The sequence below is a fragment of the Streptomyces lanatus genome, from assembly GCF_014655715.1.
Classification (GTDB): Bacteria; Actinomycetota; Actinomycetes; order Streptomycetales; family Streptomycetaceae; genus Streptomyces; species Streptomyces lanatus.
This window is the reverse complement of sequence record NZ_BNBM01000015.1, coordinates 149140-169804: the sequence shown is the minus strand read 5'-3', so window position 1 is coordinate 169804 and position 20665 is coordinate 149140. Positions and strand designations below refer to the sequence as shown.

General features: G+C 70.1%; 18 protein-coding genes. 10 read left to right on the top strand and 8 right to left on the bottom strand.

Annotated elements, in window-relative coordinates:
* Positions 1-33: 33 nt before the first annotated feature.
* On the bottom strand, positions 34-1095 hold the full coding sequence (locus IE325_RS32800) for a hypothetical protein (RefSeq protein WP_190073743.1): 1062 nt from the start codon (positions 1093-1095) through the stop codon (positions 34-36).
* A 69-nt stretch (positions 1096-1164) separates the two neighbouring features.
* Positions 1165-2760, bottom strand: a complete 1596-nt coding sequence (locus IE325_RS32795; RefSeq protein ID WP_229912165.1) for a hypothetical protein — start codon at positions 2758-2760, stop codon at positions 1165-1167.
* 189 nt (positions 2761-2949) lie between these two features.
* On the opposite strand from IE325_RS32795, the gene IE325_RS32790 reads away from it, so the two are divergent.
* The 3 genes from IE325_RS32790 to IE325_RS32780 all read left to right on the top strand — a co-directional run bounded on the left by IE325_RS32790 (position 2950) and on the right by IE325_RS32780 (position 5565).
* Positions 2950-3681: a prepilin peptidase gene (locus IE325_RS32790; protein WP_190073742.1), complete on the top strand. Its 732-nt coding sequence runs from the start codon at positions 2950-2952 to the stop codon at positions 3679-3681.
* 71 nt (positions 3682-3752) lie between these two features.
* Positions 3753-4952 carry a cyclic dehypoxanthinyl futalosine synthase gene (gene mqnC, locus IE325_RS32785; RefSeq protein ID WP_190073741.1) on the top strand — a complete coding sequence of 400 codons (1200 nt, stop codon included), beginning with the start codon at positions 3753-3755 and terminating at the stop codon, positions 4950-4952.
* 7 nt (positions 4953-4959) lie between these two features.
* Positions 4960-5565 carry an imidazolonepropionase-like domain-containing protein gene (locus tag IE325_RS32780; protein ID WP_190073740.1) on the top strand — a complete coding sequence of 202 codons (606 nt, stop codon included), beginning with the start codon at positions 4960-4962 and terminating at the stop codon, positions 5563-5565.
* Positions 5566-5587: 22 nt separating this feature from the next.
* On the opposite strand, the gene IE325_RS32775 is transcribed toward IE325_RS32780, so the two are convergent.
* The gene (locus tag IE325_RS32775) at positions 5588-6427 is read right to left on the bottom strand and encodes an endonuclease/exonuclease/phosphatase family protein (protein ID WP_190073739.1); all 840 of its coding nucleotides are present in this window, start codon (positions 6425-6427) and stop codon (positions 5588-5590) included.
* Between the two features lie 69 nt (positions 6428-6496).
* On the bottom strand, positions 6497-7522 hold the full coding sequence (locus IE325_RS32770) for a chitinase (protein ID WP_190073738.1): 1026 nt from the start codon (positions 7520-7522) through the stop codon (positions 6497-6499).
* A gap of 133 nt (positions 7523-7655) precedes the next feature.
* Here IE325_RS32770 and IE325_RS32765 point away from each other — a divergent pair, with 133 nt between their 5' ends.
* From IE325_RS32765 to IE325_RS32750, 4 genes are read left to right on the top strand one after another with little or no spacing between them, the layout of a single operon-like run.
* On the top strand, positions 7656-8033 hold the full coding sequence (locus IE325_RS32765) for a hypothetical protein (RefSeq protein ID WP_190073737.1): 378 nt from the start codon (positions 7656-7658) through the stop codon (positions 8031-8033).
* A 19-nt stretch (positions 8034-8052) separates the two neighbouring features.
* Positions 8053-10329, top strand: a complete 2277-nt coding sequence (locus IE325_RS32760) for a bifunctional polysaccharide deacetylase/glycosyltransferase family 2 protein (RefSeq protein WP_190073736.1) — start codon at positions 8053-8055, stop codon at positions 10327-10329.
* Positions 10329-11588, top strand: coding sequence for an acyltransferase family protein (locus IE325_RS32755; RefSeq protein WP_190073735.1), 1260 nt, complete (start codon positions 10329-10331; stop codon positions 11586-11588). The genes IE325_RS32760 and IE325_RS32755 overlap by 1 nt, the downstream gene beginning before the upstream one ends.
* Before the next feature lie 23 nt (positions 11589-11611).
* On the top strand, positions 11612-12307 hold the full coding sequence (locus IE325_RS32750; protein WP_190073734.1) for a demethylmenaquinone methyltransferase: 696 nt from the start codon (positions 11612-11614) through the stop codon (positions 12305-12307).
* On the opposite strand, the gene IE325_RS32745 is transcribed toward IE325_RS32750, so the two are convergent.
* Both IE325_RS32745 and IE325_RS32740 read right to left on the bottom strand, forming a co-directional pair.
* Positions 12294-12608, bottom strand: a complete 315-nt coding sequence (locus tag IE325_RS32745; RefSeq protein WP_190073733.1) for a PASTA domain-containing protein — start codon at positions 12606-12608, stop codon at positions 12294-12296. The genes IE325_RS32750 and IE325_RS32745 overlap by 14 nt on opposite strands.
* A 150-nt stretch (positions 12609-12758) precedes the next feature.
* Positions 12759-13265: a GNAT family N-acetyltransferase gene (locus tag IE325_RS32740; RefSeq protein ID WP_229912163.1), complete on the bottom strand. Its 507-nt coding sequence runs from the start codon at positions 13263-13265 to the stop codon at positions 12759-12761.
* Positions 13266-13362: 97 nt separating this feature from the next.
* On the opposite strand from IE325_RS32740, the gene IE325_RS32735 reads away from it, so the two are divergent.
* A complete protein-coding gene (locus IE325_RS32735; RefSeq protein ID WP_190073731.1) occupies positions 13363-14646 on the top strand; it encodes a geranylgeranyl reductase family protein in 1284 nt (427 codons plus the stop codon).
* Positions 14647-14823: 177 nt separating this feature from the next.
* Complete coding sequence (locus IE325_RS32730; protein ID WP_190073730.1) at positions 14824-16518, top strand: hypothetical protein; 1695 nt, start codon at positions 14824-14826, stop codon at positions 16516-16518.
* Positions 16519-16592: 74 nt separating this feature from the next.
* Here IE325_RS32730 and def read toward each other — a convergent pair whose 3' ends face one another.
* Positions 16593-17219 (bottom strand): peptide deformylase, encoded by a 627-nt coding sequence (gene def, locus IE325_RS32725; RefSeq protein ID WP_190073729.1) that lies wholly within the window; start codon positions 17217-17219, stop codon positions 16593-16595.
* Positions 17220-17308: 89 nt separating this feature from the next.
* Between def and IE325_RS32720 the strand changes: the two genes are divergently transcribed.
* The gene (locus tag IE325_RS32720; protein ID WP_190073728.1) at positions 17309-19135 is read left to right on the top strand and encodes a hydroxysqualene dehydroxylase; all 1827 of its coding nucleotides are present in this window, start codon (positions 17309-17311) and stop codon (positions 19133-19135) included.
* Between the two features lie 95 nt (positions 19136-19230).
* Here the strand turns inward: IE325_RS32720 and IE325_RS32715 are convergent, their stop codons facing one another.
* Positions 19231-20064 carry a C40 family peptidase gene (locus IE325_RS32715; RefSeq protein WP_190073727.1) on the bottom strand — a complete coding sequence of 278 codons (834 nt, stop codon included), beginning with the start codon at positions 20062-20064 and terminating at the stop codon, positions 19231-19233.
* Between the last annotated feature and the right edge of the window lie 601 nt (positions 20065-20665).

Genomic DNA, 20665 nt, shown 5'->3' with positions numbered 1-20665 from the left:
AGCGCCCGGGGCGGTCGGGCCGGCGCCCCCCGCTCAGTCGCCGCCGCCTCCACCACCGTCGCCGCCCCCGCCGTCGCCACCACCGGAATCCCCGCCGTCCCCGCCGTCCGAGCCCCAACCGTCGCTGCCACCGGGCTCGTTGTCGTCGCTGCCCCGGCCGAGGTTGGTGAACCAGGGGCGGTCCCAGCCCTCGTCGGTGGCGATGGGCTCGTCCCTTTCCGCCGGGCGGCGTCGTTGGGAGCGGAAGCGCGCCAGGCCCGTGGTGTCCCCGAGTCCGAAGGCGACGGCGAAGACGTGGGCCATGACGGCGTCCAGCGGGTCGGGGCTCTCGTACCGCACAGGGGACAGCGGCAGCAGGACCGTGCCCGGCTCGGGCACCGGTCGGCGGGCGGGGCGTGTCAGCAGGGCGACCCGGCGTTCGTCGCGCAGCAGCCATGAACTCGTCGCGTCCTCCCGCCGCAGCACCCAGTGCTGCCCGGGCAGCCGCACCTCGACGGAACTCCTGGACTTGCGCAGCTTCTTGACGAGGCTGAGCTGCGCCGTCGCCTCCCCGACGGTCAGCAGCAGGCCCTTGGCCGGCTGCGGGGAGTCACGCTGGAAGCCATGGGGCGCCCGGACCCGTACGACGGGAGCCCCGGACCCCCACACGTCCACGCGGACCAGGCGCCGGTCCACGGCGACGGCGACCGGCCCGGCGGGTCCCGCCGCGAACCGGCGCGCGATCCACAGCGGCACGCCCTCGGCCCGCGCCCGGGCCGCCAGCGCCGCCACCTGCTCGGGCCCACCGCACTGCCGTACCGCCAACTCCCCGAGCCGGCGCGCGAACTCGGCGGCCTGCCGCACCTTCACCGGCGTGGCGGTGCCGGTGACGCGGGTCACCGGGACGACCCCGGCCCCCTCCGGCAGCCGCTGGAGCGGGCGCTCCGCGCCGCCGGCCCCGAGCCAGCACCCGCGCTGGAACGCCTCGGCCATGGCGGCGAGGTTCAGCTCGCCGAGCGGCGTGACCCTGCCGCCGCGCCGCAGCCGGTCCTCGGTCAACTCGACGGTCCGCGCCAGCGGATTCCGCGAACGCTCGCCATAGAGCACCTGGTTCACAACGTCCCCCCATGTGTACGTGGCTCAGCAGAGCACACCCTCACAGACCCGCGGACGAGCCGTACGGTTTCAGGCGGCGGGCCGTGGGTCCGGATTCCGGCGCCGTAGCACCCTGCCCACGATCCCCAGCAAGCCCGCCACCACCCCGAAGACCAGCCCGGACACCAGGACGCCCGGGAACAGGGCCGACCAGAAGTCGGGGCCGAAGAGCGGGACCAGTTCGTCCTCGCGGACAGGGTCCGTCACCGGGTACGGGGCGTCGGCCGTGGTCGGCTCGTCCGAGCGCTCGGTCTTGTCGAGGACGGTGATCAGAGCGGCGAGGCGGCTGCCCATGAGGTGGTCGTCGGCCTGCTCGGCACTCGCGTCACCGACCGTGATGGCATCCGGGATGTCGTAGGCGAGGCTGGAACTGTCCAGCCGCAGGCCGTGGTTGAAGACCTCGATCGAGCCGTGCAGGGGGTCAGCCACGACATAGACCCCGGCCTGGCCCAGCTTGTCGTGGACCGCCGCGGCGAACGCCTCTTCATCGCCCCCGGACTCGTCGTCCGTCAGCTGCGGGACGAGCGAGACGAAGACCGGGCCGCCGCCCTGAGAGCGGGCGAACGCGCCGATGCGGTCATGGAGCCGGTCCAGCTGGGCCGCGTCCAGCACTCGCGGGCTCTCCGGGTCCGCGTACACCGGGTCCTTCGCGAGGCCTTCCGCCACCCGGTCGAGGCGGGCGTTGAGGTCGATCGCCCTGGGCCGGGGCGACCAGCTCGACCGGGTCTGGTCGTAGACGAGGGGGGCGATGACGGCGATCGCGACGGCGGAGGCGAGGGCCAGCACCGCGACGGTCCAGCGGAAGACGGGGCCCGACTTCGGCACCTGGATCTCCTTGGCCTTCTTGCCCTTCTTGCCTTTCTTGGTCCCCTTGCCCTTGCCCCCCTTGGGCTGCGAGGAGAGGCGGTGCCACCAGCGCCGTACATACGGAACCAGCATCAGGATCAGCAGCGGTACGCCCGCCAGCAGGAAGCCCGTGAAGGACGACTGTTCGCTGCGGCCGGTCTCGTCGATGTACATGTCCGATGGCTCGGCGCCGTCGTCGTACTTCGCGCGTGCCGCATCCGCCCGCGCCGCCGCCTTCTTCCCGCCCTGCGCGATGACCTCGGTGAAACGCTCGAAGCGGCGCAGCGGGCCCGCGTCGTAGGGGACTTCGTAGAGGGCGACCGTCGAGGCGTCGTCTGCCGGGACGTCGACCCCGTACGCCACGGCGTCCGTCACCATCGACTCGTCGAGGAGCACATACAGCCCGTCCCGGCCGAGCCGCTCATGGACCGCGTCGAGCAGACCCGGCTCCGCGCCGCTCAGGGTCGGCAGGACGAGGACGTATGTCGGTACGCCGGTGCGCTCGGCCGCCTCGGCGAAGGCGGGGGCCGTGGACCGCGGTATCTCGCGGGGGAGTTGGTCGGTGATGTGGACCGGGTTCGCGCGGAGGCGGTCGGCGAGATGGGCGGCCTGGAGGGTGACGGGGTCGGTGGCCGCCTGCGCGGGGGTGACGCCGATGACGGTCGTGAACAGGGCGGCCAGGGCAAAGAGGGCGAGGAACGCGCGTGTGCGGAGTGTGCGCACGGCGCCCGGTATGTGCTGGATTCCGCCTGTGTCGCCGTATGCGCTGACCGTGGTCACTGACGCCCTTCCCCCGTTTCCCGCCTGCGGTTATCCGCGGCACTCTACTGGGCGCCGCGGAGACGCCACGGATCATAGGATCCCTGTGGGTTCAACAGATCCTCATATCCCTTCCGCTCCCTCCACACCCGACCTCAGGACGCCCGCCATGGCGCGACACCGCACTTCAGGACCGATGGGTGGTACCGCGTGAGTACCGCTTGGCTGGTGCTGGTCGCCGTGTGCTGGGGCGCGGTGGCGGGGGCGCTGCTGCCTCGGGCGGCCTACCGGTTCTCCGTCCCGCCGGGGGAGGCGTGGCGGGAGCGGTGTCCCGGCGGGCACCCGGTGCGGGGGTGGATCGGGCGGGCCCGGTGCCGGGAGTGTGCGGACACGAGGGCGTACGGGCCCGGCGCGGCCCGCCTGGCCACCGCCACCGCCGCCGTCTGCGCCACCCTCGCCGCCGCCACCGACACCCGGCCCGAACTGGGGGTCTGGCTGCTCCTTGCGCCCGCCGGGGTGCTGCTCACGGTCGTCGACCTCCGGGTGCGGCGACTGCCTGACGCCCTGACGCTGCCGTTCGCTCTGGTCTCCCTCGTGCTGCTCGGCCTGGTCGCGCTGGTGCCCGAGCACGCCGGTGACTGGCCGACCGCCCTGTGGGCCGCCCTCGCGCTCGGCGCCCTGTACTTCGTGCTGTGGCTCATCAACCCCGGCGGCATGGGCTTCGGCGATGTGAAGCTGGCGCTCGGCATCGGTGCCGTGCTCGGCTGGTACGGCTGGGCCACCGTCATGCTGGGCACCTTCGCCGGGTTCCTGCTCGGCGGGCTCTACGGCGGTGCCCTCGTCGTGGCGGGGAAGGCGGGGCGCGGGACGGCGATCGCGTTCGGGCCGTTCATGATCGCGGGGGCCTGGGCCGGGCTGCTGATCGGCGCGGGCGCGGCCTGACCTCGGGCGCCCCGGACCCCTGGCGTAGGCTGGTCGAGTCCGTCCGATGCCTGTACGAAAGGGACGCCCCGGTGACCGAGAAGGCCGACCTGCAGTCTGTGCTAGACCGTGCCGCAGCGGGCGGGCGGATCACCCCGGAGGAAGCGCTCGACCTGTACCGCGACGCCCCGCTGCACGCGCTGGGCGCCGCCGCCGACGCCGTACGCCGCCGCAGGTACGCGGGTACCGAGCACATCGCGACGTACATCATCGAGCGCAACATCAACTACACGAACGTCTGTGTGACGGCGTGCAAGTTCTGCGCCTTCTACGCGCCGCCGAAGGACACGAAGAACGGCTGGACCCGCGACCTCGACGACATCCTGCGGCGCTGCGCCGAGACCATCGAGCTCGGCGGTACGCAGATCATGTTCCAGGGCGGGCACCACCCGGACTACGGCGTGGAGTACTACGAGAAGCACTTCAAGGCCATCAAGGACGCGTACCCGCAGCTCGTCATCCACTCCCTCGGTGCCTCCGAGGTCGAGCACATGGCGCGGATCTCCAAGGTCTCGGTCGAGGAGGCCATCACCCGGATCCACGCGGCCGGTCTCGACTCCTTCGCCGGTGCCGGTGCCGAGCTGCTGCCCGAGCGGCCGCGCAAGGCCATCGCCCCGCTGAAGGAGAGCGGCGAGCGCTGGCTGGAGATCATGGAGACCGCGCACGGGCTGGGCGTGGAGTCCACCTCCACCATGCTGATGGGCACCGGTGAGACCAACGCCGAGCGCATCGAGCATCTGCGGATGATCCGTGAGGTGCAGGACCGGACGGGCGGCTTCCGGGCCTTCATCCCGTACCTGTACCAGCCGATGAACAACCACCTCAAGGGCCGTACACAGGCCACGATCTTCGAGTATCTGCGGATGATCGCGATCTCCCGGCTCTTCATGGACAACATCGCCCACATCCAGGGCTCCTGGCTGACCACCGGCCAGGACGCCGGCCAGCTGACGCTGCACTACGGCGCCGACGACCTCGGCTCGGTCATGCTGGAGGAGAACGTCGTCTCGGCGGCCGGTGCCAGGCACCGCTCCAACCTCCAGGAAATGATCGACATGATCCGTACGGCGGGGCGGGTCCCGGCGCAGCGTGCCACGACGTACGAGCACCTGGTCGTGCACGACGACCCGGCGAACGACCCCGTCGACGCGCGGGTCATGTCGCACATCTCGTCCACGGCGATCGAGGGCGGCACCGCCCACCCCGAGCTGAAGATCCTCGCCTCCAACTGACCCGCCCGTGCTGACGATTCACGCCGATTCCAGGGACCACGCGCTCCTCGTCGAGGGCGACTGGATCGCCGACTCCGGGCAGTTGGCGGATCTGGTCGCCGCGCATCCGCGGGCGCGGGTGCGTCAGTGGCCGGGCATCCTGACGCCGGGGCTGATCAATATCCACGGCACCGAGCTGCTGGAGGAGGCCTACCACCCCGATCCGCGCGAGGCCGCCGAACTGGGCACCGAGCCGCTGATGGGGGACGCCCTCGCCGCGCTCCACATGGACGACGCCCGCTGGGGCGCGAGCGCCCGGCGCGGGGTGCAGCGCATGCTGGCGTACGGCACGGTCCGGGCGGCCTGCGAGGAACTGCGCAACCGCGCGGTGCGGGACGCCGTGCGACGCACCGGTCTGGCGGTCATGGGCCGCATCGGGCGCCCCGACGGCGTGCCCTCCCTCGACCCCTGTGCCTCCGGCCGGCCCGTGGTGTTCCCGCCGCCGCGCGAGCGCGGGTGCGCCGCCCGCTTCGCCGTGTTCGACGTGCGGGACGAGGCGGAACTGGCGGAGCGCGGCGCGGGGACGTGTGTGGCGACGGTGGTGGACGGGCGGCTGGTCTACCGGCGACGGTGACGACGGCCGCCGGCGACCGGGCTCAGGGGATGTCGACGTCGGTGCGCAGCGAGTGGTGGTCCGAGTACGGGGTCGGATGGACAGTGTGGCGGAGCGGGGTGATTCCGCGCAGGAAGACGTAGTCGAACTTGCTCTGCCAGTCCGTGGTCACCTCGCAGCTGCCGGTGGAGTCGGGACGGCACTCGGGGTCCGTGTCCGTGGCCAGCGTCCACATGCGGGTCAGTTCGGAGGCGTACGGCACCGCGTTGAAGTCGCCGAGGACGATCGCGCGGTCCTCGCGGGCGACGACCTTGGAGAGCACGTCGATCTGGGCCGCCCGCACCGACTCCTGGCGGCGGTGGGCGAGGTGGGTGTTGAAGACCCGCACAGACCGGCCGTCCACCTCGGTGGTGACCGCCATATAGCCACGGTCCTCCGAGCCGCCGTCGGGATATTCCACGGCGACATGGTCGGTCATCGGTGCCGCCGAGAGGATCGCCTGACCGTACTCACCGGGGTTCCACGGCAGGCCTCCGCAGCGGCCCCAATTGCGCAGTACCGTCCCGTACTCGACGTGGTAGACGAGCCCGTGGAGGTTCTCCAGGTGGTCCCGGATCGCCTCGACGTCCCGGACGCACGCTTCCTGCATGCCGATGACCTGGGGCGCGTATGCGGCGATCTCCGCCGCCCGGTCGGTGTTGGCCGTGTCGCACGGGTTGCAGATGTTCCACGTCATGACCCGGTTCGGCACGATGTCACGGGCGGCCTCGACGGGCGGTGACCCGCCGAAGAGGCCGCCGTTCGGCGCGCTGGGACCGACGAGCACCATGCAGGCCACGACCACGGCGGCCCCGAGCAACCGCGTGCCTCTTCCGAGCACCATCGCCTCCTCACAGTGGATGCACAGGGCATCCGACGTCTTCTCGCACGAGGTTAGGAGACGGACCCGAAATTACGCCGAAAAAGCCTCCGCGAACGCACCGGCCTCCTGATCCACCCCGCTGCAATTGGTCAGCGCGTCATCCGAGGACGAATCGTCCCCGCACGGCTGGTCCCGGAAGGACGCCCACATGGACACCCATCCGATTCCCTTCTCCTCGGCGAACTCCCGCACCTGCGCCGCGTCATCGAGCGAGAACGTCTCGCCGTCGATGTCGTTCACCCCGAGCATCGACGTCAGCGCCATCGCTTTCCACGCGGTCGCGTCGGAAGTGCCGAAGATCTCCTTCAGCTGACTGTGGGCGGCTTTCGCCGATGTCAGCGCGTAATCCCCCATGTCGCCGGTGTACGACTCGCCGTAATTCATCGTCATGATGTTCACGGTGGAGACCTGGACGTCGTGCTGGTTGGCGGACTCCAGCAGCGCCACACCGGCGTCGTCCAGGCCGGACGGCATCACCGGCAGCGTGAAGGACACCTCCAGGTCGCCGCGCTCCTGCTGCAGCAGGGCTATCGCCTGCGAACGCAGGTCCACCGAGTCGGAGTCGGTCAGCTCGTCGCCCTCGATGTCGAAGTCGGCCTGTGCGGAACCGGCCGCGTCCAGGGCCTTTCCGTAGGCCTCCGCCAGCTCGGACGCGCTGTCGCAACTCGCCGCCAGCTCCTTGCCGGAGGCGCCGCCGAAGGAGACGCGGACCGTGGCGCCGCCCTGAGTCAGCTCGGCGATACGGGACTTCACGGCCGAGTCGGACAGGGTGTTGGTGCCGTTCCACTTCGGTGTGCAGTCGCTGCCGTCCGCGATCACGAAGGCCAGGTTGTACGTCGCCGGGGAGCCGGCGGAGTCGAGGTCGGAGGCCTCGGTGACGCTGACGTAGGGGGCGTACGCCGTGCCGGCGGAGGACGTGCCCGACGCGGAGGGCGTGCCCGTCTCCTTCGGCGCGGGGGCGGGGTCGGCCGTACCGCCGGACCCCGCCGAGCATCCCGTGGCCAGCACGAGCAGGCAGACGAGTCCGGTCGCCGATTTCCCTGAGTACGTATGCATGCCGGCAAACCTCTCATCCTTTCCCGGCCCCCGCGGAAAACTCTCAGGCGAAGGACAGACTCAGGCGTTTCTCATATGCGTCTCACATACAGCCCGAGTTCGGGGCACATAAAGGTTCCCTAACGTCCGGGGAATGCAATCCGAGACCACCATCGACAACCGGTCCGACGCGCGGGGCCGCCGCCGCAGGCGCGGCAGGGCCGCCGCCGACGGGCCGGTGTTCGTTGACAACTCCGGACGCCGCTCCAAGCTGCTCAGGCGCCTCGGCCTCCTCCTCGGCGTCGCCTGCCTCGGCTACGCGGTGGTGCTGGGCATGGCCTTCATGGGCTTCGGCACCTCGCTGACCCCGTCCCAGCTGCTGCCCTTCGCGAACGGTCAGGGCGGCCCCGGCCCCGGCAACCAGCCCCAGGGCGGCCGCGGCAACCCGGTCGCCCCGCCCAGCGGCAGCCCGTCGGCGCCGCCCTCGGGCGCCCCCGCCCCGTCCGCGTCCGCCGACACGTCCGCCAACTGACCGGAGCGCAGCCCCACTCATGACCACGACGACGCCCTCACGTCGCCGCCGCCGCGCCCCCACCCGCATCGAGCGGGTGGCCGGCAAGGCCGCGGCCCTGCAAAAACCCCGGGTGATCCTCGCCGGGCTGCTGCTGCTCGCGCTGACCAGCGTCATGCTGCTCGACGGCTATCTGCGCGCCGAGGTCGGCGGCGACCAGCGGGTGCGCACCGGGGCCAGCTCCGGCAAGGTGCCCGACAAGGTCCTCGACGGCGGGCCGATCCTCACCTTCCGGGGCGGTCAGGCCACCACCGTCTCCGTACCGGACAAGACGATCGCGCTCACCTTCGACGACGGCCCGAATCCCACCTGGACGCCGCAGGTCCTGGCGATCCTGAAGAAGTACGACATCCCCGCCACCTTCTTCGTGGTCGGCTCGATGGTCTCGCGCTATCCGTCGATCGTCGGGGACATGGTCGAGCAGGGCAACGAGGTGGGCATCCACACCTTCACCCACGTCGACCTCTCCTACCAGAGCGACGCCCGCGTCAACCGCGAGATGCAGCAGACCCAGCTCGCGCTGGCGGGCGCGGCCGGCATCACCACGACGCTGTTCCGGGCGCCGTACTCGTCGGAGACCGACGCCATCGACAACTACAGCTGGCCCGTCTACAAGAAGCTCGGCGAGGAGGGCTACACCAGCGTCTTCGTCGACACCGACAGCGACGACTGGAAGCGGCCGGGCGTCTCGAAGATCATCAGGTGGGCCACTCCGGAGGATGGGGAGGGCGCGTCCGTCCTCTTCCATGACGCGGGCGGCGAGCGGTCGCAGACGATCAAGGCGCTGCCTACGTACATCGAGAAGATGAAGGCGAAGGGGTACACCTTCACGACGATCAGCGGGGCGCTTCAGAAGGAGGAGGCGGCGAGCGGCCGTGTGCAGCAGGGCCAGGGGGGTGGGCCCGGCGGGCAGGCCGGTGTGGGTGGTGCGGGGGCCGGGGCCTCGAACCTCCAGGCCGCTCACCGTGAGGCCACCGGTGCGACCCTCTACGAGGGCAAGGCCCTGATCGGGGCGGTGGCCGTCGCCGAATGGGCGGTTCCGGTGCTGTCGGTCGGCCTCATGGTCGTCGGCGTCGCCGTCATGGGCCGCTTCGGCATGATGCTGATCCTCGCCCGGCGCCACTACCGGCAGCGCAACAGACGCCGCTTCAGCTGGGGAGCGCCGGTGTACCGACCGGTGAGCGTGATCGTCCCGGCGTACAACGAGAAGGAGTGCATCGCCAACACCCTCGAATCGCTGGCGAAGAGCACGCACCCCATCGAGATCATCGTGGTCGACGACGGCTCCACGGACGGCACCTCCGAGATCGCCCGGAACGCGGCCATGGAACTCGGCATGACCAACGTCCGCGTCATCCGCCAGGAGAACGCCGGCAAACCCGCCGCGCTTAACAACGGTGTGCGCAGCGCCAGTTACGACATCGTCGTGATGATGGACGGCGACACCGTCTTCGAGCCGGACACCGTACGGCAGCTCGTGCAGCCCTTCGCCGACCCCGGGGTCGGCGCGGTCGCCGGCAACGCCAAGGTCGGCAACCGCAACACGGTCATCGGCGCCTGGCAGCACATCGAGTACGTGATGGGCTTCAACCTCGACCGGCGCATGTACGACCTGCTGCGCTGCATGCCGACGATCCCCGGCGCGATCGGCGCGTTCCGGCGGGAAGCGGTGTTGCAGGTCGGGGGCATGAGCGAGGACACCCTCGCTGAGGACACCGACATCACCATCGCGATGCACCGCGCGGGCTGGCGGGTCGTCTACCAGGAGCACGCGCGCGCGTGGACCGAGGCCCCCGGCTCGCTCAAACAGCTGTGGTCACAGCGCTACCGGTGGTCGTACGGCACCATGCAGGCGCTGTGGAAGCACCGCAAGTCGCTCACGGACAAGGGCCCTTCGGGGCGCTTCGGCCGGGTCGGCATGCCGCTGGTGGTGATCTTCCAGATCGTCACGCCGGTCTTCGCGCCGCTCATCGATGTCTTCACCGTCTACTCGATGATCTTCGTCGACTTCACGGCCGCCCTGCTGGCCTGGCTCGCGGTGCTGGCGGTGCAGCTGCTGTGCGCGGCGTACGCCTTCCGGCTGGACCGAGAGAAGTACCGCTATCTGCTGATGATGCCGCTCCAGCAGCTCGCCTACCGCCAGATGATGTACCTCGTCCTGATCCACTCCTGCATCACCGCGATGACGGGCGGCCGGCTGCGCTGGCAGAAGCTGAAGCGCACGGGCGAGGTCGGGACACCGGCGGGGGTGGGCTGATGAGCTGGGAGCAGCAGCCGTATGCGCAGCAGGGGTACGGTCAGGAGTACGGGTACTCGGACTACGCCCAGCAGCCGTATCCGCCGGAGTACGCCGGGTACGGCGAGTACGCGGCGTCCGGGCAGGTGACGGGGCAGGCGACCGCACCACCCCCCGCAGCCGCCGAGGCGGAGGAGGAGAAGCCTCCGCCTCGGCTCCCGGGGCCGAGGTCCAGAAGCTCGCGGGCCGGGAGCCGCGACCGCTACTTCGACACCCTCCGTGCCGTCGCCCTCATCCGCGTCGTCACCTACCACACCTTCGGCTGGGCCTGGGCGGGCATGGTGCTCCCCTCGATGGGGATCATGTTCGCCCTGGCCGGCACGCTCATGGCGAAGTCCCTGGAACGCCCCGCGCTGAAGGTGGTGCGCGGCAGGCTGCGCCGGCTGCTGCCGCCGTTCTGGTTCTGGGGCTTCTGCGTGGTCGTGGCGATGCTGATCCACGACTGGATGCCGGGCTGGCAGATCGTCTACTGGATCGTGCCGCTGGGCGACCCGCCGGGCAACGCGTGGGCCGAGCAGGCCTGGGAGATCCTCTGGTATCTGCGGACGTATCTGTGGTTCGTCCTGTTGTCACCGCTGCTGCTGCGGGTGTTCCGCCTGGCCCCGGTGGCGGTGCTGCTGCTCTCGCTGGTCCCGATCGTCGTCTTCCACTTCGTCTGGGAGCCCCCGGACGACCGGCTCGGCAGCGCGCTGACCGACCTGGCCACCTTCCTGTTCTGCTGGCTCCTCGGCTTCGCGCACCGCGACGGGGTGCTGGCCCGGCTGAAGCCGTTCGCCGTGGCCGTCCTGTCGCTCGCCGCGATCGGCTTCGGCGGCTGGTACGCCTTTACCCACCAGGCCGAGACGGGCTCGTACGACCTGGACGACATCCCGCTCGCGCAGGCCTTCTGGTCGGCGGGGTATGTGACGCTGCTGATGTGGGCGAAGTCGTACTTCGGGATCGACTTCGCCTGGCTGACCCGCTTCCGCCGCACCGACCGTCTCGTCACGATCTTCAACGCCCGCGCCGTGACGATCTACCTCTGGCACGAGATCGCCCTGATCCTCGCCGTCCCGCTGATCGACCGGTTCTGGAACGTGCCCGCGTTCGAGACGTATCTGCCGCTGGAGAGCCAGTGGTTCATGTTCGGCATCGGCTGGATCCTGATCGCCGCTTTCGTGCTGCTCTGCGGGTGGGTGGAGGACATGGCCGGGAAGAAGAAGCCCAAGCTCGTTCCATGAACGCGTGCTGCAAGAATGAGCACGTGACCCGCGCCTCCCTGAACAAGCAGCCGCACGAAGTCGCCTCGATGTTCGACGACGTGGCGGAACGGTACGACCTGACCAATGACGTGCTGTCGCTCGGCCAGGACCGTGTGTGGCGCAAGGAGGTGGCGAAGGCGGTCGACGCCCGCCCCGCGCAGAAGGTCCTCGACCTGGCGGCCGGCACGGCCACCTCGTCCCTGCCCTTCGCGCGGACCGGCGCGTACGTCGTCCCCTGCGACTTCTCCCTCGGCATGCTCCAGGTCGGCAAGAAGAAGCACCCTTGGCTGCCGCTCACGGCGGGCGACGCGACGAAGCTGCCGTTCCGGGACGACACCTTCGACGCGGTCACCATCTCCTTCGGGCTGCGCAATGTGCAGGACTTCGACGCCGCGCTGCGTGAGATGCACCGGGTGACGAAGCCCGGCGGCCGGGTCGTGATCTGCGAGTTCTCCCACCCGACCTGGGCGCCCTTCCGCACGGTCTACACCGAGTACCTGATGCGCGCCCTGCCGCCGGTCGCGCGCACGGTGTCCTCCAACCCCGACGCCTACGTCTATCTCGCCGAGTCCATCCGCGCCTGGCCCGACCAGCCGGCCCTGGCGGCGCGGCTGCGCGAGGCGGGCTGGTCGAAGGTGGCGTGGCGGAATCTGACGGGCGGCGTCGTGGCCCTGCACCGGGGCTTCAAGCAGAGCTGACCACGGGGTAGGTGTCTTCCCCGGGCTCGTCGAGCTCGCGTTGCAGTCCGCCCGAGGGTGGTCGCGGTATGCGTGGCTCGCGTATGCCTCCGCCGCCCTCTCCCTCGCCGAAGTCGAACCAGATGTAGACCATCGAGTCCCGCGGCACCTCGGCTCCGGGCTGGGGGTACTGGCGCACGACGTAGTCGACGACGGTGAGGTGGAAGTCCGGCCGGTCCGGCGCGTTGAGGTTCAGGCCGTGCGACTTCGCTGCCTCGCGCGCGTCCATGGCCATCAGTCCGACGAGTCTCGGAACCCGCACCTCGGGCTTTTTGGGTGTTATACGCACAGATGTCACCCCCAGCGGTACTGGAAGGGTAACCGCCCGGGGGTAGCGTCCGGAAGCGCCAAGTGCCTTTCTGTAACAGTCGATTACTCAGGGTAATGAATTCGGAATGGCGGACCTCCGGTTTCAGAGTTCGAGCCGGTAGCAGTGCCCCTGCTGCCGGGCATCCGGTGTCGTGAACACCTCGGCCAGCTCCATCCCCAGCCGCCGCGTCACCGCGATCGACCTCTCGTTGCGGGCGTCTACCATCGCCACCACGCTCGTCACCCCGGCCGCCCGCACCCGCTCCAGCGTCAGCAGCGCGGCGGCGGTGACATACCCCTGCCCCCAGAACTCCCGCCCGAGCCGCCAGCCGATCTCCATCTCTCCGGTGGGACCCCACTCCCGCTCCCACGGCTGCGCGCCCGTGAAGCCGATGACCTGGTCGCGTTCGTCGAGCATCGTCCACAGGCAGAAACCCCGCTCGGCGTCGTGTCGGCGCTGGCGAGCGGTGAGCTCCTCGTAGACGGACAGCTCCGCGGCCCTGCCGCCGTGGAACTCCATGACATCCGGGTGGGCGAAGACCCGGTGCCAGGCCACCGCGTCCTCGTCGGTGGGTACACGCAGTCGTACTACGGGGAGAGCTCGGTTCACAGGGCAGCCCTTCAGCCGGGTGATCAATGCCGCTGAATAGACTGCCCATGTCCCGTGCCGGTCGGCACACAGATTTCGAACTTGGGGAGATCCCGCCGTGACCGAGCCCCTCTCCGAAAACACCGCCGATGTCATCGTCGTCGGCGCGGGGCCGGCTGGCTCCACGACGGCCTACCACCTGGCCAAGTCCGGCCTCGATGTACTCCTGCTGGAGAAGACCGAGTTCCCGCGGGAGAAGGTCTGCGGCGACGGCCTCACCCCGCGAGCCACGAAACAGCTCGTGGCCATGGGCATCGACATCTCCGAGGAGGCCGGCTGGCTGCGCAACAAGGGCCTGCGCATCATCGGCGGCGGCGTCCGCCTCCAGCTGGACTGGCCGGATCTCGCCTCCTTCCCCGACTACGGCCTCGTCCGCAAGCGCGACGACTTCGACGAGCAACTCGCCCGCCAGGCCCAGAAGGCCGGCGCCCGGCTCTACGAGCGCTGCAACGTCGGCGCCCCGATCATCGACGACCGCACCGGCCGGATCACCGGCGTCCACGCCAAGCTCGGCGAGGAGAAGCGCGAGGTCACCTTCCACGCGCCCCTGGTGGTGGCCGCCGACGGCAACTCGACGCGGCTGTCGCTGGCGATGGGCCTGCACCGTCGTGAGGACCGCCCGATGGGCGTCGCCGTACGGACGTACTTCGAGTCGCCGCGCCACGACGACGACTACCTGGAGTCCTGGCTGGAACTCTGGGACCGCCGCGGCCCCGAGGACCGGCTGCTGCCCGGCTACGGCTGGATCTTCGGCATGGGCGACGGCACCTCGAACGTCGGCCTGGGCGTCCTCAACACCTCCGACTCCTTCAAGGAACTGGACTGGCGTGAGGTCCTGAAGGCCTGGTGCGCCTCCATGCCGGAGGACTGGGGCTACACGCCGGAGAACATGACCGGCCCGATCCGCGGCGCCGCCCTGCCCATGGCCTTCAACCGCCAGCCCCACTACACGCGCGGGCTGCTGCTCGTCGGTGACGCCGGCGGGCTGGTGAACCCCTTCAACGGCGAGGGCATCGCCTACGCCATGGAGTCCGGCCAGATCGCCGCCGACGTCATCGTCCAGGCCCACGCCCGCCCGACGCCCGCGAGCCGCGAACTCGCCCTCCAGCGCTACCCGCGCGTCCTGAAGGACACCTACGGCGGCTACTACACGCTGGGCCGCGCCTTCGTGAAGCTCATCGGCAACCCGAAGGTCATGAAGATCGCGACCCAGCGCGGTCTGACCCACCCGCTGCTGATGAAGTTCACCCTGAAGATGCTCGCGAACCTCACGGACCCGACCGGCGGCGACGCGATGGACCGCATCATCAACGGGCTGAGCAAGGTGGCGCCGAAGGCGTGAAGACCTGAGCACTCGGGGAGAGTTGGGCTCTTTGGGTGCTTTGAGGTGGTCGAGGCCGGTGGTGTTTGCGGGAATGTGACCCCGCTGTGATGAATCTGTGGACAACGCGGCGGCGTCGGCGCAGGTCGAAGGGGGTGTGCCCGCTCGGGCACCCTCCCATCGACGAGAGAGCACTCGATGACCCTCCAGTCAGTACGGCGGACCTGGCGGCTCAGATCCGTGGGGCTGCTGGCCGCCACGGGGCTGGCCGCCGTCGGTCTCGCGGGCACCGCCCATGCCGTGGACGCGCCGCTGCCCGTGACGATCACCGGTCAGAACCGGGTCGACCTGTCGCTCGACTCCGACAATGGAGACGCCACGGAGCCGCAGGTCCAGCTGCGACTGAACGTCCCGGGTGAGGAGTTCGAGGGCGACGGCGAGATCCCGACCGTGTTCAACGGCGACTACAAGATCCGTATCGACGCCTCCGCGCTCGCGGGCGTCGCCTCCGTGAAGCTGCCCTGCGACGCCGACGGCCTGGTCGCGGTCTGCGACGGCTCCGAGCTGTACGCCGGTCAGACGTACAACCGCGTCGGCGACATCCGGGTCGATGTGGGCGACGACAGCGCGGCCGGCGACTTCGGCACCATCAAGGTCACCGGCGAGGGTGAGGGGCTGGACTTCACGCCGCTCGACATCGACGTGCTGGTGGGCGGCGCCGAGTTCGTCAACCGCGAGCTGTCGCTGCCGAAGGGCCTCGAGGCCGGCGACACCTATGCGGCGCCCGTGGGCCTGCGCAACAAGGGCGCCATGGACTCCGAGGGCGCCGTGCTGCGCTTCCACGGCTCCCGCGGCCTGTCCTTCCCCGACTCGTACGGCAACTGCGCCTACGACGAGGTGACCACCGGACCCCTGCTGGACCAGGGCACGGAGGCGATCTGCACCTTCTCCGACACCATCAAGGCGGGGACGGCGTACGCGCTGACCGGGCCGCTGAAGGTGAAGACCGCCGACTTCGCGCTGTACGACATCTTCAACTACGGCTTCTCCGCGGTCAGCCCGACCGAGGCGAAGAGCCTGCTCGAGTCCGGAAACTACCGGCCCGGCACCGGCCCGGACCTGAAGCTGAAGGAGGTCCCCGGCGCGAACCCGGCGGACTACACCCGCTACGCCGAGCTGGACCTGCCCGCGACGAACAAGTACGACCTGGAGCTGGCCGGCGCCTCCCTCAAGGGCGCGGCGGGCGACACCGTCACGGCGAAGCTCGGCTTCCGCAACAACGGTCCGGCCTGGATCAGCGCCCTGCGCTCCGGCGGCGAGCCGATCGGCTTCACGGTGGAGATCCCCGAGGGGGCGAAGGTCACCAAGGCTCCCGAGTCCTGCATGGCGACGGAGATCGCCGAGGGCACCAAGGGCTACCTCTGCTTCGTGGACACCCCGCTCCTGGAGGACGCGAAGCTGAGCTTCCCGTTCGACCTGCGCATCGACCGGGTCGTGCAGAACGCCAAGGCGAAGGTGGCGCTGCCCGACTGGGACAACCCGTCCGAGTCCGACAAGTCCAACGACTCGGCCTGGATCGTGCTCAACGGCACCGGCGGGTCGGCGGACGGCGGTACCGGCTCGTCCGACGGGGGCACCTCGAACGGCGGCACGACGGGCGGCGGTTCCTCCGCCGGCACGGACGGCGGCTCCGGCTCCTCCACCGGCGGCGGCACGGGCGGTGACATCTCCGGCGGTGACACGGGAACCGACACCGACGGCGGCCTGGCCCTCACCGGTGCCGGCGGTGTGACGCTGATCGCCGGGGGCGCGGTCCTCGCGCTCGGCCTGGGGACGGTCCTGGTGCTGTACCTGCGCCGCCGGGCGGCGCAGGGTGGCGGCATCGCCGCCTGACGTAACCTCGCGCGCTGTCGGGTGCCGCTCCCTCTGGAGCGGCACCCGACATGTGTTTCAGCCCGGCGGCGGGATCAGCCGCTGAGGGCAGCGGCCCTGGCGGCCCGGCGCGCGAACACCTCCTCCCGCCGGTCCGCCACCTGCCGCAGCGCGTCCTTGCGTTCCCGCTTGGAGAGCCGGTCGATGTAGACCTGCCCGCCGCAGTGATCGGACTCGTGCGCCAGGCACCGGGCGAAGTACCCCGTGCCCTCGATCACGATCGGCTCGCCGTCCTTGTCGAACCCGCGCACCACGGCCCGGTCCGGACGCGGTACGTCCATGACGGCACCGGGCACCGACAGGCACCCCTCGCTGTCGTCCAGCAGTCTCCGGTGCGCCGCGTCGAGCGGCTCCAGCACCGGATTGGCGATATGCCCGACATGCCGGACCCCGTCGTCGTCCGGGCAGTCGTACACGAACAGCCGCAGATTCACCCCGACTTGGTTCGCCGCGAGCCCCGCCCCTTCGGCGACGTACATCGTCAGGAACATGTCGTCGATGAGCGCGGCGAGGTCGGGCCCGAACTCCGTCACGTCCCGGCACGGCTTGTGCAACACCTCCTCGCCGACCTCGGTGATCCTGCGCACCGACCCGCGCCGGGCCTCGGGCGCGAGCGGCGGATACGACTCGACGGGCCTGCCCTGAACGAACACGCTCGGCATGGCTGTGCCTCCTTGTATTTGTGAGGATGCTGAGGTGGCCGGGAATCGGACTTCCTACCTTCGAAGCCCCTCCCTACCCTCCGGGATCCATGACAACAGAACACATACGGGAGCCCCAGGAGAAGACAGGTCACACACCGTCCGGCCACTCCCGCAGACGCTTCCTCGCCGGTGCCGGGTCAGTGGCGGGCGCCGTCGCCTTATGGCCCGCCGGCAGCGCGAAGGCAGCCGGTGCCAGACGGGTCGCCGTCCTCGGCGGCGGAGTCTCCGGCCTGAGCGCCGCCCAGGAACTCGCCGAACGCGGCTACGTCGTCACCGTCTACGAGTACTACGACGCCCTCGGCGGCAAGGCCCGCTCGATGCCCGTCCCCGGAACAGCCGCCGGCGGCCGCGCCGACCTCCCCGCCGAGCACGGCTTCCGCTTCTTCCCCGGCTTCTACCGGAACCTGCCGGACACGATGCGCCGCATCCCGGTCCCCGGCAACGCGCACGGCGTCCACGACAACCTCGTCAGCGGCACCGAGGCCCTTTTCGCCCGCTCCGGCGGCCGGCCCGACCTGCACTTCCCGCTGCGCCGCGCGACCACGCCGCCCGGCCCCGGCGATCTCACCCTCGGCTGGATCCGCGACCAGCTCCTGTCGGTCCTCGACCTCGGCACCCGCCTGCCCGCCCACGAGGTCGCGTACTTCGCCGACCGCCTCCTCGTCCACCTCACCAGCTGCGACGCCCGCCGCGAGGAGCACTGGGAGAAGGTGGCCTGGTGGGACTTCATACGCGCCGAGGAGATGAGCGAGGAGTACCGGACGGTCCTAGGCATCGGCCAGACCCGCAACCTGGTCGCCACGCGCGCGGAGGTGGCGTCCACCCGGACCGTGGGGCGCGTCATCATCGAGGCCCTGCTCCTGTGGGGCCTGCTTGGCCGAGGCATGGACGGCGACGCCGACATCGACCGCGTCCTGAACGCCCCAACCAGTGAGGCGTGGATCGACCCCTGGGAGGCCCACCTGCGCTCCCTCGGTGTCCAGTTCGTCCTCGGCACCCAGGTCCACGAGGTCCGCTACGACGGCGGCCGGGTGACCGGCGTCCGCATCTCGGCCCGCGACGGCGGCGACGAACGCACCGTGACCGCCGACCACTACGTCTCCGCGCTCCCCGTCGAGCACGCCCGTCTGACGTGGGGCCCTGCGCTGCGCGCGGCCGACCCGCAGCTCGCACGCTGCGACGCGCTCCAGGCGGACTGGATGACCGGCGTGATGTTCTACCTGCGCACACCCACCCCGGTCGTGCACGGCCACATCAACTGCCTCGACTCACCCTGGTCGGTGACCGCCGTCGGCCAGGCCCAGTTCTGGGCCGGACGGGACTTCCCGCGCGACTACGGCGACGGCCGTGCCCACGACTGTCTCTCCGCCATCATCTCGGAGTGGGACAAGCCGGGCATCCTGTATGGCAAGACGGCCAAGGAGTGCACCAAGGAGGAGGTCGTCGCCGAACTCTGGGCCCAGCTGAAGGACGGCCTGAACGACGCCGGCAAGACCACGCTCCGGGACGAGGACCGCCTCGGCTGGTTCATGGACCCCGCGGTGACGGGTCTGGGCGGCCCCGAGCCGCGCAACCGCGAACAGCTCCTCATCCATCCCACAGGCACGCTCTACAACCGCCCCACGGCCCGCACAAAGGTCCCGAACTTCTTCCTCGCGGGTGACTACGTCCGCACCGACGTCGACCTCGCGACGATGGAGGGCGCCAACGAGTCGGCACGCCTGGCGGTCAACGCGCTCCTGGACGCGGACAATTCGGGCGCCGAGCGCTGTGAGATCTGGGAACTGTACCGGCCCCCGGAGCTGGAGCCGCTCAAGCGGGTCGACGAGGTGCGCTACAAGCTGGGCCTGCCCAACACCTTCGACCTGGGCTGAGCCGTAAGGGTCTTCGGGCGAGACGTCGTGCTCGAACGAGGCGTAAGGGCCGCTGCCCCCGAGCGGCTGCGGCCCTTACGACGATCCCTACCGGCTCAGAGGACGCGCACCGCGCCCGACGCCGGGTACCCGGACAGGTCCTGGATGACGACGCCCTTGGAGGGGTTGGCCGCGTCCAGGTACTGGCCGTTACCGATGTAGACACCCACATGGTAGGCGGAGCCCTTGCCGCCCCAGTAGAGGATGTCGCCGACCTGGATGTCGGAGAGCGGAATGTCGGTGCCGGCCATCGACTGGTCCTGCGAGACCCGCGGCAGGTCGACGCCGACCTGCTTGAACGCGGCCTGGACCAGGCTGGAGCAGTCCCACGCGTTGGGGCCGGTGGCACCCATGACGTAGGCGTCGCCCACCTGCGCCTGGAGGAAGGCGATGACCGTCCCGACGCTGCCGCTCGCGGGAGCGGCCACGTCCGTGCTCGTGGACGCGGAGGCGGACAGGGTGGTGCGCTCGGCGCTGCGGGAGGCGGCCTCCTCGGCGGCGGCCCTGCGGGCCTCCTCGGCCTTCTTCTTCGCCTCGGCCTTCTTCTTGGCCTCCGCGAGGTCCTTCTTGGCTTCCTTGGCGGCCGCGGCGGCGGCCGCGTCACGCTGGGCGTCGAGCTCGTAGTTCGCCGCCGCCAGCTGTGTGGCGTCGGCGGACTGGGCGAGCTGGTCCGCCAGGTCACCCGTGAGGGTGGGCAGTTCGAGGGTCTGCGTCACCGGCTCGGCGGCGTTCGCCGTGGCCGCCGCGCCAGCCGCTGCCATGCTGAGGACGCCACCGGCAACTCCGGCACGCATCGCGATGGTCGTCGTCGCGGTGCGGCGGGGCTTCCGGTGGCTGCGTATGTGAGCGGTGTGGGACATGAGAACAACGGGTATCAGGGGCTCCTCCATACCTTCAAGAAACGTGGGCTGCGCCACAGTTGTTCAATCGGCGGCCCGAAATTCGCCCGCGTCACCCTTTATTGACGCCGTAACGGACATTGCGGGCGCTCGTTTCCTGCCCGTGATCACGGGCTTTCATCATTAAGTCCGAATTGCTCTTCGCCTACCACCTGTTGGGACCGGTGGCCAAGCCCGGTTCTCAGAGGTCTCTCATCGATGTGGCGGAGGTCACGCAACGGTTACGAGTCCGTGCGCGTCCGGTGCGCGATTCGCGACCGCCACCGCTCGTGAACGCGTGCACGCGTCCACATCCGCCCCGACTCTCCCCCTGATGTGTGAACGAGGTCCTCTACCAAGACCCCCGGTCCAGCACCAATTTGCATGCAAGAGAACTCTCTTGATATGGAGACGCCCCCTCCGAGCTGCGCCGACGAGCGAAAATGTCACCTCTGGTGATCACTCGGACGCTTCTTGTACGAAGATCACCGCTCATCCGTGTTCATGATCCTTCGTCAGGTGGTGGAGATCACAAAGCTTGTGTAATACCCCGTGTCGCAGATCACAGAGCGGCGGGCATAAGATGCGAGGCAGTTGGGCTTGTGACCTGCTT